The 12,781-nt window shown below is 68.2% G+C and carries 11 protein-coding genes and 1 pseudogene; 6 read left to right on the plus strand and 6 right to left on the minus strand.

The window, feature by feature from the left end:
- The first annotated feature begins 61 nt into the window (after positions 1-61).
- Entirely contained in the window at positions 62-1,081 is a 1,020-nt protein-coding gene (locus tag G4D87_RS07165; RefSeq protein ID WP_240358073.1) for a hypothetical protein, read from the plus strand.
- Between the two features lie 205 nt (positions 1,082-1,286).
- Here the strand turns inward: G4D87_RS07165 and G4D87_RS07170 are convergent, their stop codons facing one another.
- The 3 genes from G4D87_RS07170 to mxcH all read right to left on the minus strand — a co-directional run bounded on the left by G4D87_RS07170 (position 1,287) and on the right by mxcH (position 6,141).
- Positions 1,287-2,249 (minus strand): alpha/beta hydrolase, encoded by a 963-nt coding sequence (locus tag G4D87_RS07170; RefSeq protein WP_240358074.1) that lies wholly within the window; start codon positions 2,247-2,249, stop codon positions 1,287-1,289.
- Positions 2,250-2,316: 67 nt separating this feature from the next.
- Complete coding sequence (locus G4D87_RS07175) at positions 2,317-3,582, minus strand: DUF4374 domain-containing protein (RefSeq protein WP_163780265.1); 1,266 nt, start codon at positions 3,580-3,582, stop codon at positions 2,317-2,319.
- A gap of 57 nt (positions 3,583-3,639) precedes the next feature.
- On the minus strand, positions 3,640-6,141 hold the full coding sequence (gene mxcH / locus G4D87_RS07180) for a TonB-dependent siderophore myxochelin receptor MxcH (protein WP_240358075.1): 2,502 nt from the start codon (positions 6,139-6,141) through the stop codon (positions 3,640-3,642).
- Between the two features lie 211 nt (positions 6,142-6,352).
- Between mxcH and G4D87_RS07185 the strand changes: the two genes are divergently transcribed.
- The 5 genes and pseudogenes from G4D87_RS07185 (at position 6,353) to G4D87_RS07200 (ending at position 9,770) form a co-directional block, all read left to right on the plus strand.
- Positions 6,353-6,883 (plus strand): hypothetical protein, encoded by a 531-nt coding sequence (locus tag G4D87_RS07185; protein WP_240358076.1) that lies wholly within the window; start codon positions 6,353-6,355, stop codon positions 6,881-6,883.
- A 216-nt stretch (positions 6,884-7,099) separates the two neighbouring features.
- Positions 7,100-7,519: pseudogene (locus G4D87_RS39235) on the plus strand (DUF1801 domain-containing protein); the annotation flags it as partial.
- A gap of 90 nt (positions 7,520-7,609) precedes the next feature.
- Complete coding sequence (locus G4D87_RS39240) at positions 7,610-7,930, plus strand: DUF1801 domain-containing protein (protein WP_240358078.1); 321 nt, start codon at positions 7,610-7,612, stop codon at positions 7,928-7,930.
- A 28-nt stretch (positions 7,931-7,958) separates the two neighbouring features.
- The gene (locus G4D87_RS07195) at positions 7,959-8,498 is read left to right on the plus strand and encodes a hypothetical protein (RefSeq protein ID WP_163780271.1); all 540 of its coding nucleotides are present in this window, start codon (positions 7,959-7,961) and stop codon (positions 8,496-8,498) included.
- Between the two features lie 21 nt (positions 8,499-8,519).
- The gene (locus G4D87_RS07200; protein WP_163780273.1) at positions 8,520-9,770 is read left to right on the plus strand and encodes a c-type cytochrome; all 1,251 of its coding nucleotides are present in this window, start codon (positions 8,520-8,522) and stop codon (positions 9,768-9,770) included.
- A gap of 18 nt (positions 9,771-9,788) precedes the next feature.
- Here G4D87_RS07200 and G4D87_RS07205 read toward each other — a convergent pair whose 3' ends face one another.
- The 3 genes from G4D87_RS07205 to G4D87_RS07215 form a co-directional block, all read right to left on the minus strand.
- Positions 9,789-11,048 (minus strand): GAF domain-containing sensor histidine kinase, encoded by a 1,260-nt coding sequence (locus tag G4D87_RS07205; RefSeq protein ID WP_163780275.1) that lies wholly within the window; start codon positions 11,046-11,048, stop codon positions 9,789-9,791.
- Positions 11,049-11,170: 122 nt separating this feature from the next.
- On the minus strand, positions 11,171-12,193 hold the full coding sequence (locus tag G4D87_RS07210; protein WP_163780277.1) for a deoxyhypusine synthase family protein: 1,023 nt from the start codon (positions 12,191-12,193) through the stop codon (positions 11,171-11,173).
- Positions 12,194-12,393: 200 nt separating this feature from the next.
- The coding region (locus G4D87_RS07215) for a TetR-like C-terminal domain-containing protein (protein WP_163780279.1) at positions 12,394-12,781 on the minus strand (388 nt) is incomplete at its 5' end.

Consider the following 12,781-nt stretch of genomic DNA (forward strand, 5'->3'; position numbering starts at 1 on the left):
CCCGGGGTTCGGTGTCTAATGAGGCATGCACGGACACACGCGGAAGTGGAGCATGGTTGGGATGTTCCTCTTTGGAATGGGAGCGCTCGTTCCCACGTCGGCGCGCGCCTGTGTCGCGCCCAACTGCATGGTGGGGGTGCGCTTTCCCCTCCCCGAGGACGGCGGTGTAGTGCCCGCGAACGTCCCCGGACTGGTGACGGTGCCGCCGCTGCTGGAGAACGTGGACCCCACCACCGTCCGGCTGCTGCTGCCAGATGGAACGCAGGTGCCCGCGACCGTCACGGCGGGCGCGCATCAGACGCAGGTCCTGGTCCCGGATGCACCGCTGGAGCCAGGCACCACGTACCGCATCGAGGCGAAGGGTGTCTGTCAGTTCCAGCCGACCCAGACCGAATCCGTGACCTTCACCGCCGGCCCCGCACGCCCCCTGCCCACGACCACCGGCACCCTGACGGCCGACACGCCGGGCCAGGACATCTTCAACGTGTACGGGGATTCGAGCTGCGGCACCAGGCAGGTGAACGGGAACTTCACCGTGCTCCGCTTCACGCCGTCACCCGAGCTGCTGCCATTCCTCCCGTGGGTGCATTGGACGGTGGAAGTGGACGGCGAGCCCTGGTCGTACGCAAAGCACAGCGGGCTGACGTCCACCGGGGAGGAGAACCTCGAGCTGCGGCGCTACGAAAACAACCGGCAACTGCTCTTCCTCTTCACGTTCTGTGATTACGTGGGCTGCGCTGATTCCTACCAACGGCCGCCAATCGACAGCCTCCCGCCCGGAAGACACCGGGCCACGCTCAAGGCGACGCTGGAACACGCGGACCTCACGCTTCCCCCCGTAAGCGTGGACTTCGAACTGGGCTGCGCGGCGCAGGTCACGAGCGCGGGAACCCACTGGGGGAGCGGATGCGCGGATGGTGGCACCGAGGTTGACGGAGGGCCTGTGAACGAGGAACCGCTTCCGGAACCGGTCGACGCCAAGAAGGGTTGCACCCAGGCCGGAGGAGGACTGACGGTGCTGAGCCTGCTCGCCACGCTCCGGCTGTGGAGCGGCCGGAGCTCACGCCGCGCGAAGAACTGAGCGCCGAAGGGCGAGCGCTCTTCCAGCCGGGCACCGTGGAGCAGCCGCGCCGCTGGTGACGATGCCCGCGGGCGACGGCGACCTCTTCACCCAGGTGTGGGCCCGACTGGACGAGGCGGCCGCCAGCGCGCACCGCTCCGTGCTCGCGCTGGACACGCTGCCGCGGCACCAGGCCCAGGCGAAGGGGCCGGGGCCCGCGAGCGGCTCAGTCGGCGCCCGGAAGCAGCGCGGGCGCGGAGAAGAAGAGCAGCCCCCGGTTCAGCATGGGGAGCCAGGCGCTGTAGTGGTCATCGCCGGGAAACTCCAGGTACTGGACCTCGAAATCGCCGCCGCCCATTGCCGCGAGCTCCGCGGCGAGCTCGCGGGTATTGTCGACCATCCGCCGCTCAGCGGCGAACATGCCCCGCGCTCCCGCGCTCTTGCGCGGCTTCTGCTCGAGCCCCCCTACCGTGAGCAGCACGCGCGCCTTCACCGGCGTCCTCGTGTACTGCTCCAGGAAGGCCTTCTTCTCCGTGAGCACGTAGCGGTCGTTCCACCAGATGGACGGGCTCCCCGCGATGAAGGTGTCAAAGGACGTGGGCCTCGTGAAGAGCGCATGCAGCACCAGGAGCCCTCCGTAGGAGTGGCCCATCAGCGCGGTGCGCGAGCCGTCGATGGACCATCTCGATGCAAGTGCCGGCTCGAGTTCCTTCTTCAGGAAGTCCAGGAAGCGATCCGCCCCGCCCTGCTTCTTCGAGAACCGGTCCCCCGTGTCCGAGAGATTCGGAGCGGGCGGCGTGTAGTCCTCGCCGCGTGCCTGGTCGTGGTGGGCCGGGGCTCCCGCGTAGGTCAGCCCGACGATGACCGGCGGTGCCGCCGCGACGCCGAAGCCCCGCGCGAGCCTGGGGAGGACGCGCGTGAGACGCTCCAGGGTGGGAAAGTGTGCACCGCCATCCAGGAGGTAGATGACCGGATGGCCGGCGGCGGGCGCTGCGCCCTCGGGAACCGCCACGTACACCCGGTGGGTCCGTCCCGTGTGGGTCGAGTCGAGCTCGAACTGGAAGGTGTCCGGGAGCGTCACCGGAGTCCCATCCACCGGCGCGGCGCGTGGCACCGGCCCCGCGGAACAACTGGCGGTCAGCAGACCCGCCGCGAGGAGCATGGGGAGGCGCATCAGGAAGAGGCTCATGGCGGGAGACCTGGTGAGGACAGAGGAAGCGGAGCCCCCGCTCATGCGCGGCGGGGGCTCCGGACGGCTAGCGGATCCGGAGGAGGCCGCGCACCTGGCCCTCGACGACCGTCTTCGCGTCCCCAAGGCCCGACTCAGGGCTCATCAGGCGGAAGCGCGTCTGGGCGTTGTCATTGATGAACTCCGGCAGCACCAGGAGCTCACCGGGGTTCTGCGGGATGCTGCGGCCGTTGGTGGGCACGAGGTCGTCCCGGACGACGGGCGTCGCGGTCGGCGCGTCGCCCAGGGTGACCTCCCACAGGCTCCACCAGGCGCCCACGGCGGCGCTCTGCCCGTTGAACGGCCGCTCGGCGGCCACCGCGGCGTCCCAGGCGGCCTGCGCGGTGGCCTTGTTCATCACCCGCAGGTAGCCCTTGCCGGGCGCGCCAGGCAGCAGCATGCCGGCGATGTCTCCCTCCGTCCCGGGGGCGACGAAGGCATCCAGCGTGGTGAACCAGTCATCGAACTCGCCGGTCGCGGGGTCGAAGCGGACCATGCAGGGCGCGTCGGTGGTCCCGGGCGACACGAAGTGCGCGCCGCTGCCCAGGGGCTCGGTGGCGTAATAGATCTTCCCATCCGTGTGCTTGACGCCGTCGCGCGCCCAGCCGCAGCGATTGTCGACCTTGACGGTCACCTCGTCCGTCCGCGTATCCACGATGACCAGCGCCGTCTTCGCCGGAACCGTCCTCACGTCCGCGGCGTGCCAGCCACCGGCGATGATGACGTCGTCGCCAGCGGTGACGGCCAGGCTCTGCGAATAGCGGAACGTGAAGTCGCCGTCCTTGAGCTGGGACGTCAGGTCCTTGGAGCTGATGATGGAGAGGTCCTGGGGATTCCAGATGACCAGCTTGTAGTTCACGTGGTCGAAGTAATAGGCCTTCGTCTCGCTGACGAAGTAGTGCTGGGACTGATAGCCATTGACCGCGGCGACGCCCTGGCTGGTGAACGAAAGCGCCTCACTGGCCACGAGCGAGCCGTCCGCGTTGAGGGTGTACGGAGTCACCGTCGGCACCCGCGAGCTGCTGACGATGAACTTGCCGGTGCCAGGAAGACCGGCGGCGATGTACGAGTCCGCGGGAAGCTCGACCGCGTCGCCAATCCCGACGGTCTGCTCCTCCTCGATGTCCTCCAACGTCACCAGGTAGCTCTGGGTGTTTCCACCGGCGATGGCGACCTGGGTGATGGCGACGTAGAGCGGCTCGGTGGTTCCGGCGTCCGGAGGCTTCGGGTCCTCCGAATCCGAGCAGGCGGTGGCGAACACGGCGAGGGTCAGGAGTGCGGTTTTCAGCTTCATCGGGCTTCCTTTGAGCGGAGAGGTCCTGCGAGGGACTCGAAGCGCCGCATCGCGCGCTTAGAGGTCAACCGTGGCGCGTGCGGTGAACGCGCGGCCCGGCTTCTGGACACCGACGATGTCGAAGGCGGGAGCGTCGGTGAGATTCTGGAGATTGAAGGAGAAGGAGTAGGCGCGTCCCTCGAACTGGGAGCGGTAGGTGAGCGCGGCGAAGTGCAGCACCTGGGTGGGCACCCGCGCCTTGTCGCCCCCCCGCCCGGCGCTCTCCCAGGAGCGGTAGAACGACTCGACGAAGCGGGTCGTCCACTCCAGGCCGAGGGCATCCACGGAGCTCAAGAGCTGACGCTTCTGGAACCGTGCGGTCGCGGAGGCCTGGAGCCAGGGGATGTTGGGCATGCGGTCCCCGTGAAAGCGAGCGAACTGGCCGTCCTGCGCGAGGTTGCGGAAGTGGAGCCAGGTGACGGTGCCGGTGAGCCCCACCCAGTCGCCGGGTGAGGCCCAGTCCAGTCCTGCGTGCGCCGAGAAGGAGCGGGCGTGGTCCACGTTCTCGTAGGCCTGCGTGGCGTCGCCGGGGAAGAGCTGGATGAGGTTCTCGACGTCTCGGACGCCCGCGACCGCGTTGGCACCGAAGCGGCCAACGGACGTGACGAGGGGGAGGAGCTCCACGCCCAGGTTGGCGTTGTGACTCGACTCGGGGACGAGCGCCGAGTTCTCCACGAGCAGTCCCCCATCACCGAAGAGCTCGTCCACCCTCGGCATCCGCGTGGTCCGCTCATAGGACGCCTTGAAGAGCAGCCCCCGCGTCAGACTGAAGCGCAACGTGTCACCGAAGCCTCCGGCCCACCGGCGCTCCGCGGACTCCTGCCGCGTCCCCGAGGCGAAGCGCTGCAGGTAGCCCTTCACGAACACGGTGTTCTCCAGCCGGCCGCCCCAGAGCTGCTGACGATGGGAGAGCCCTCCGAAGGACGACGTGAGCGCGAGCGGCACCCGGAGGGGGTCCTCCTGCTGCAGACGGGTGAGGTAGGCGTTCTCGCCGCTTCGGTCGCTGTCATCGACGCCGAGCGAGACCTCGAGGTCCTCCGGGTCAAGCAGCGTCCCGAGGAGCCGCACGCGCCCGAACAACGTCTGGCGCGTCTGGGTATTCTCCAGCGGCGTCGAGCCAATCTCCCCGGCTCTCGCCCGCGTCGCACGGCAGGCTCCGTACCAGTCGTATAGACAGTCGGAGGCGTCGAGGAGCTCGCCCACGCGCTGGTTGTACCCGGCGATGGCGAGCACCTTCAGCCGCTCGTGAGGCGACACCTCGTAGCGCAGCCCGAGCCCCCAGCTCTCCTGTGCGGAGGTGACCGCGCCATAGGGCTGAATCATGTACTGGTCGTGCGGGACGTCCTTGTCGTAGCGGCCGAGGTAGCCATTGAGGACGAGCCGGTCGACGCCCGGCAGCGCCTCGAAGCCCACCTCGAATTCGCCTCCGGTGCCCCGATAGGCGTCGTGGTTGCGGCGCAGGGCGCGCGGCGAGACGCGCCCCGTCTCCGGGTCATCGACAGGGACGGTGACGACGTAGTCGTTCTGCGCGCGGTCGTGGAACCCCGCGGCCCGCATGAAGACGTGCTCGTTGGCTCGCCACGTCAGCCTGCCGGTACCGCGGTAGCTCCCGAAGGACCCGCCCTGGAGCGAAAGGGACGCGCCGGTTTCGGGAGACGCGAGGCCGGAGCGCAGGTGGATGGCACCTCCCAGCGCGTCCGTCGCGAGCCGCACCGGGACCACGCCGTTGAAGACCTCGAGCTGCCGGATGAGGGAGACCGGAACACTCCCGAGCCCGTAGACATAGGGCGAATACTCGATGGGGACGCCGTCGAGGAGGACTCGCACCTGGTCGCCGGAGAGGCCCCCGAGCGAGAGCTGGGTCCGGCTCCCCATTCCCCCCGTCCGCTGGACCTGCACGGCGGAGGCCCGCGTCAGCACCTCCGCGAGGTCCTCGGCGCGCTCATGGGCCTTCTCCAATTCGACGACGTCCACCGCCTCCGAGCCACGCACCAGGGTGCGGGCTTCGGTCGACCTGGCGCGCACGACCGAGGTGAAGCCGGGGGGCGCGGGAGACGCTGGCGCCTCGGAGGGCTGCGCGGCCGGCTCCGCCGAGGGCGTGTCGGACGTGGCCTGGGCGACCTCCTCGGCGCCCGCCGGCGCGACCTCGGGAGGACGCGCGAGGACGAAGTGGTGGATGAACTCGAACTGGCAGGACACGGGGCTGCCGTCCTGCATCGCCGGGGAGAAGCGCGCGTCCTCGAGCGCGCGCACGGCCGCCTCGTCGAGCCCGTGCCCAAGTCCCTCGACCACCTCCGCGCGTGTGACGCGTCCCTCCGCATCAAGCGTCAGGAGGAGCTTCACCGCGCCTTCCACCCCCGCGGCGAGGGCGTCGGGCGGATAAACCGCCTCTGGCTGGGCCAGCAGCACCGGAGGGACGACCCCGCTGGAGGGGGATGCGGAGCTCGTCCGCGCCGGGGGCTCGCTCGCATCCTGCGCTCGCGCGACGCCATTCGACAGCATGGCCAAGAGCGCGAGCATGGGGACAATGTCGATATTGATACTCATTCTCAATACCATAACCTCCTATCAGTGGTGGCGGTGGGGGTCAATTGGAGAGGTGCACCTCCGCGGGCGAAAGCAGCTCCACACTCCCTCAACATCTCAACGCGATGGTGGGGGCAGGTCGACACGGTCGCCCATGAGGGCGCCGTGAACACATGGGGAATCGACCCAAGGGGAGCGCGAAATCATGAAACCCGTCTTCGTGGCCACCGCGGTCATGTGCCTCGCCGTCAGCCCGGCCTTCGCCTCGGATTGCGAGGACCTGCCCGCCAAGGGACAGGCGAGCCTTCAGAAGAAGTACATGAAGATCAAGGCCGAGAGCGAACACGCCGCGACGGACTGCGTCGCCATCCGCAACAATGACGCCCTGAATACGGGCCACGGCATCACGGTCGACTGCCGCATCCACTTCCGCCCCCGGAACGGGAGCTGCTACGTGGACTACTCGCCCTATGGAGAGACCAACAAGAGCCTCTCCCGACATCCCGGCTGCGATGCGGGCAAGTGGGCCTGGGCGCGGAGCGTGGCCATGCACACGGGCGAGTCCGCCTCGGACCCGAAGGGAAAAACGTACACGGGCAGTGTCCGCTTCAACATGATGAAGGCGGAGTACGAGCTGAAATACACCGTCCAGGTCGGCGACAAGAAGAGCGACAAGGCGCTGGAGAACACCTACGCGGCGACCCTGAAGAAGATCTGCATCCGAAAGTCCAGCTGACGCCCGGGCGCGGTGCGAGTCGGCGAGGTGGGTGCGCTATCGCCGCTCCCTCGCCGACCCGCGGGTTCCCGCGCCGACACCGACGTCGGTGGTTGCGCTGGCCATATACGGCCGGCATCCTGACCCCACTCCTGGTAGCCAGGGGTGGATGCGAACCACCCGCCGGCACCGTTCGCGGACTGTTGCCGGCCTGGGCGCCCACCGGAAGGTAGGAAGATGAAGCGTCAAACCAAGACAGATGGCGAGTCGGCCTCGCAGCGCATCAGCGAGCGGATTACCGAACTGGGTGACTGGCGCGGCGACACACTCGCCCGGGTGCGTGCCCTCATCCAGGAGGCCGACCCAGAGGTCGTGGAGGAGTGGAAGTGGCGGGGCACCCCGGTGTGGGCCCACGACGGGGGCATCTGCACGGGAGAGGCCTACAAGGCGGCCGTGAAGCTGACCTTCTTCAAGGGCGCGTCCTTGAAAGACCCCGCGGGGCTCTTCAACGCCAGCCTTGATGGGAATGTCAGGCGCGCCATTGACCTTCACGAAGGTGAGAAGCTTGACGCGAAGGCGTTCAAGGCGCTCATCCGCGCGGCCGTCGCGCTCAATACGTCTGGCGGAAAGAAGCCCGCCAGGCGCAAACGCCCCGCCGCGTCCGCCAAGCCAACCCTCCTCTCTGGCGGCAATCCGCAAATTGCGAAGGGCTCCGGCGACGCCCCCGTCCGGGCCTACATCGAGGCCATGCCGGGCTGGAAGCGCGACGTCGGGCACCGCCTCGACGCGCTCATCGAGCGCACCCTCCCGGGCGTGAGCAAGGCCGTCAAATGGAACTCGCCCATGTACGGAGTCGAGGGCCAAGGCTGGTTCCTGGGCATCCACTGCTTCGCGAAGTACATCAAGGTGGCCTTCTTCCGTGGCACGTCGCTGCGCCCCATCCCACCCGGTGCGTCCAAGAGCCAGGACACGCGCTACCTCGATATCCGCGAGGACGAACCGCTCGACGAGGCCCAGTTCACCGCCTGGGTGAAGCAGGCCAGCCAATTGCCTGGCGAGCGCATGTGAGGCCGAAACGGCCCTCCTCGTACTCCTGGTGCGCCCCTGCTACGCTCGCCGGATGCTCGCCTGCATCAACGCGATGGACGCCACCATCAGGGACTTCTCCCAGTCCTTCTGGGTCGACATGGGCCTCTGGTCCTTTGGCGCGGTGTTCCTGAACCGCGTCATCCTCACCCATGACCTGCGGCCCTCCACGGAGCCACAGCCCAGGCCGTCCATGTTCCGGCGGGCCTTCTTCCTCCTCGTCGGAGCCGCGTTCATCGTGTTGCTCGCCGCGATTCTGGCCGGCGGACCGTTCCTCAACTTCGAGGCGCAGGACTTCCACCTGTGCAGGGTGAGCCGCCCCATGTTGTTGGCGCTGGTGGCCAGCCCCGTCGTGCTCTTCGTCCTGCAGTCCGCGTTCTTCCAAGGCCCTGGAAGACGACTGTTCCGTGACAGGAAACGAGGCGCCCTCGTGAGTCTGGTGCTCTCATCGCTCCTGCTGGCGACGGGGATGGGGATTGCCCGCGATGTGTTCGTCCTCCCCAACCTCTGCGAGAGGTCCGTGCAGATATTCCCCTCACACGCCTACTGACCCAGCCAGGTGCCTCCCACCGTGGACCTGCGCTCCCTTCCGCTGAGCTACCTGGCTGGCGTCGCAATCCTGGTGGCCACGGCCGGAGGAGGCTTCGTGCTGGTCCGCGACGCCGACGTGCTGGCCCTGCGCCTCCCCACGAAGGTCCTGGCGCCCACGAAGCGAGCGCCCGAGACGCCACGAGAGGCGGTGGAGCATTTCCAATGCAATCGGTGCCACGTGGTGCCTGGCATTGAACCGGCGTCGGCGCCGCTGAGCGAGAACTGCGTGACCTGCCACCAGGCCATCACCGCCGGGCGGCTGGACCCCTGGTACCAGGAGGCAGAAGTCCAGCGGTGGAAGGAACACCTCACGCACCTGATGAGGACCCCAGACCTCCGCTCGTTGGGCCAGCGAGTCAAGCGGAGCTGGCTCATCGCCTGGCTCCAGGCGCCGCACATGGTGAGGCCGCTCTACGGCGCCACCATGCCCCGAATGAAGATTGGCCCGAAGGACGCCGAGCGCATCGCCGACTTCCTCGCGGTGACCGAGGAGGAGTCCGAAGAGCCCCCACGCGGTGACGCGGCGGCGGGCCGGGCGCTCTACGAAAAGAACGCGTGCGCGAGCTGTCACTACCTGGGTGACGCCCCGCTCGCGGCCCTGCGCTACGGAGCGCCGGAGTTCCGCGCCCCCTCGGCCCGGAGGCGAGCCCCGGACCTGCGGTATGTGCGCAGCCGCATGTCACTCGCGCAGCTGCGGCGCTGGCTGCGCGCGCCCCACAGCATCCTCCCCGACACGGAGATGCCCACCTTCCCGTTCACCCCGCGGGAGGTCGAGGACCTGGCGGCCTTCCTGCGCGAGCCCGCGGCGGAGGTGGCGGCCGGGCCAGGGCCCCCGTACAAGCCCCGCCTGCTCGAGCGGGAGGTGCGCTATCCAGAAGTCGCGCGGAAGCTCACGCGCCACCTCTGCTACCACTGTCACTCCGACAGCAGGAGGGCCGGAGACCAGGGACCGGGCAACACCGGTGGCTTTGGCTATGACGGCGTCTCGCTCGACCTGGCCACGCGAGCAGGCATCCTCCGTGGCATCAAACGGGACGGTCGGTTTCGCGGGCTCCCGGACCGGATGGAGGATGGTACGCCCCGGCTGGTGGCCAGCCTGGTCGCCCGCCACGCGGAGCTGGACGGGCACGCCCATCCGTCCGTGACGGGCATGCCCCTGGGCTTCCCGCCTCTCCCGGATGAGGACATCGATTTGATCTTCACGTGGATTGAACAAGGCGCGCCCGAATAGGTGCGTTGCGCCCACGCCTCAGGCCGAGCGCCGCTGCGCCGAGGCCGCGTCCAGCGGAAGGGTGATGGTGAAGCAGGTCCCCTCCTCGGCGGAGCTCGTCACGGTGGCCTTGCCGCCATGCGCTTCGGCGATGCCCCTCACGAGGGGCAGTCCGAGCCCCCATCCCTTCTCGGCGCTCTCCGTCGCGGACCTCGTGCGGTGAAACGGCTCGAAGATGGTCTGCAATTCGCCCGGGGCGATGGGGGCGCCCTGGTTGCGCACCTGGAGCACCACGTGGTGCTCGTTCCGGTCGAGCACGACTTCAACCGGAGTGCCCGGCGCGCCGTACTTCGCCGCGTTGGAGGCCAGGTTCTCCACGATGCGGCGCAGCGCGAGCGGATCCGCCTGCATCTTGAACACGCCCTCCGCCTTCAGGACGAAGCGCTCCGGATAGACGGCCGAGAGCTCGTCCAGGGCCTGGGCCGTGAGGGTGTGGAAGTCACACGCCCCCAGCTCCAGCGCCACCCGCTTTCCGGCCTTGATGCGGCTTGCGTCCAGCAGGTTCTGAATCATGCGCTCCGCGCGGTCCAGGCTCCCGCTCACCCGGGCCACGGAGGTCTGGACGCTCGGGAGGTCCGCATGGCGCCGCCCCAGCATTTGCACGCCCATCTTCGCCGCCGTCAGGGGCGTGCGGAGGTCATGGGTCAGCGCCGCGACGAACGTGTCCCGGAGGTTCTGCTCGACCTTCAGCTTCTGGATCTGATTGCGAAGGTTGATTTCCGTCATGATGGACGCCGTCAACTCCTGCATCACCGTGAGGTCCTGTGAGCTCCACTCGCGCACCTGGGGCTGGATGCAGCAGAAGGTCCCCAGCACGTGCCCCTCCGGGTTGATCAACGGAAGCACGATGAGGGCGACGATGCCCCAGGGCCCCGTTGACGGATGGAACTTCAGGAACGGGTCGGCGGGCGCGTTCGAGGAGATGATGGGCTCTCCCTCGAGCGTGTAGCGGCACAGCGAAGCGTCAATCGGGAGCTGCCGGGTCTCTCGGAAGGGGGACGGCAGACCGAAGTCCGCCTTGAAGAACTGCCGGTCCGCGTCCACCAGGGACATGATGGTCAGGGGGACATCAAGGAGCTGTGCCGCCAGGCGAGCGAGCCGATCAAAGGCGTCTTCCTGGGGCGTGTCCATCAACCCGGTCTCCCGGATTGCGTGCAACCGGTTCGGGTCCGTGAGGCGGCGGTTGCACCGCTGCGTCCGCGCGAGCGAGGACGCGTCCAGTTCACCGAGAAATTTCATGAGGTGATTCTAGTGCGACGCGCGGGCGCTGGAGCGCCCGAATCCGGACACGCTCGCTCGTCCGTTCACCAGCCTACTTGCAACGCGGGGCGGTGTGCTCTCCGCCCCGCACACGGCGACGCCTAGCGCTGGTGCCGGGCGATGAGCGCGTTCGCCGCTTCCGGATGGCGCTTGCACTCGAGCAAGGCGCTGAGCATCAGCGGCGCGACAATGGTGGCATCCGACTCGATGACGAACATCGGCGTCGTCTCGGTCAGCTTGTCCCAGGTGATCTTCTCATTGGGCGTCGCGCCCGAGTACGAGCCGTAGGACGTCGTCGAGTCGCTGATCTGGCAGAAGTAGGCCCACGGCTTCACCGGCTTCTGCAGGTCGTACTTGATCGACGGAACGACGCAGATGGGGAAGTCACCGGCGATGCCGCCGCCAATCTGGAAGAAGCCGACACCCCGGCCCTCGGACAGCTCCTCGTAGCGGTCGTAGAAGTCGGCCATGTACTCAATGCCAGACTTGACGATGCTCGCGTTGCAGTCGCCCGTCTTCACGTAGGACGCGAAGATGTTGCCGAACGTCGAATCCTCATAGCCAGGAACCACGATGGGCAGACGCTGGCGCGCCGCCGCCAGCAGCCAGCAGGCCTCCGGGTCACCCTCGTACACGGAGGGGTCGAGCACCTGGATGAACTCGTAGAAGTACTCGTGCCAGAAGCGGCGCTCGCCCTTCTCGCTCGCGTTCTTCCACATCGGGACGACAATCTTCTCCACCGCGCGGAACGCCTCGTCCTCGGGGATGCTCGTGTCGGTGACCCGGCGCATCCGCTGCTCGAGGATTTTCGTGTCGTCCTGCTTGGTGAAGTAGCGGTACTCGGGGAAGTCCTTGTACGCCGTGTGCGCGACGAGCCGGAAGAGCGACTCCTCGAGGTTGGCGCCCGTCACCGACAGGCCATGAATCAGCCCCGCCCGGATGGCCGGCGCGAGCGTGATGCCGAGCTGCGCCGACGACATCGCGCCCGCGACGCTCCAGAACATCCGGCCACCATTCGACACGTGCTCCCAGTAGGACAGGAGCGCATCGCGCGTCGCGCGCGCGTTGAAGTTCTTGTAGTTCGAGAGGACGAACTCGAGGACGGGAAGTTCGGACGAGGACATGTAGGCCTCCAGCAACAACGTGGTGAAGGCTCGGGAGGCGCACGCCTGGCAAAGCCACCCGAGGACACCCTACGGTCGCAACGAGCTGTCGCGGCCGCCATCGGAGCGTCAAGTGGCTCCGGGCTAGCTAACACAGGAGGACCGCGAGTCGCCACCGCGTTCCACGCCTCCCCGGTGGGCCCCCCACAGTGCTGCCTGCCTCAGATGCGCTGAACCACCCGCAGCGCGAAGCGCACGAAGCGTGCGTCCAGCGGCTCCTGGAGCATGAGGCGCTGCCACACCAGGCCGGAGAGCACGTTGACCACGAGCTCCCGGTCTGCGGGCCGGCGGTCGGCCAGGCACGCCCGGAGCTCGTCACCTCGGGGGCGCACCAGCTGGGCAATGAGCCGCCGGTGGAGGTCCTCGTCGAATTGCGCCTCCGCCATCAGCGCCCGCAGCACGGGCGCCGCCTCCGCGGCCCCCCGGCAGAGCTCCACCAGCGTCGAGGACAGGGAGGGCTTGCGCCGGCTCATGCGGGGCGCCTGGCTCACCCACTCGGAGAACGCGTCGAGCACCAGCGCCCCCTTCCCCGGCCACCAACGGTAGAGG

The sequence above is a fragment of the Myxococcus vastator genome (genome assembly GCF_010894475.1).
In the GTDB taxonomy this organism is placed as follows: Bacteria; Myxococcota; Myxococcia; order Myxococcales; family Myxococcaceae; genus Myxococcus; species Myxococcus vastator.

Coding starts and splice junctions, on each gene's coding strand:
- G4D87_RS07210 (WP_163780277.1), bottom strand. CDS start 12,193: ATGTCCTCGTCCGAACTTCCCGTCCTCGAGTTCGTCCTCTCGAACTAC.
- G4D87_RS07170 (WP_240358074.1), bottom strand. CDS start 2,249: ATGAGCCTCTTCCTGATGCGCCTCCCCATGCTCCTCGCGGCGGGTCTG.
- G4D87_RS07185 (WP_240358076.1), top strand. CDS start 6,353: ATGAAACCCGTCTTCGTGGCCACCGCGGTCATGTGCCTCGCCGTCAGC.
- mxcH (WP_240358075.1), bottom strand. CDS start 6,141: ATGCTCGCGCTCTTGGCCATGCTGTCGAATGGCGTCGCGCGAGCGCAG.
- G4D87_RS07205 (WP_163780275.1), bottom strand. CDS start 11,048: ATGAAATTTCTCGGTGAACTGGACGCGTCCTCGCTCGCGCGGACGCAG.
- G4D87_RS07165 (WP_240358073.1), top strand. CDS start 62: ATGTTCCTCTTTGGAATGGGAGCGCTCGTTCCCACGTCGGCGCGCGCC.
- G4D87_RS39240 (WP_240358078.1), top strand. CDS start 7,610: ATGCCGGGCTGGAAGCGCGACGTCGGGCACCGCCTCGACGCGCTCATC.
- G4D87_RS07175 (WP_163780265.1), bottom strand. CDS start 3,582: ATGAAGCTGAAAACCGCACTCCTGACCCTCGCCGTGTTCGCCACCGCC.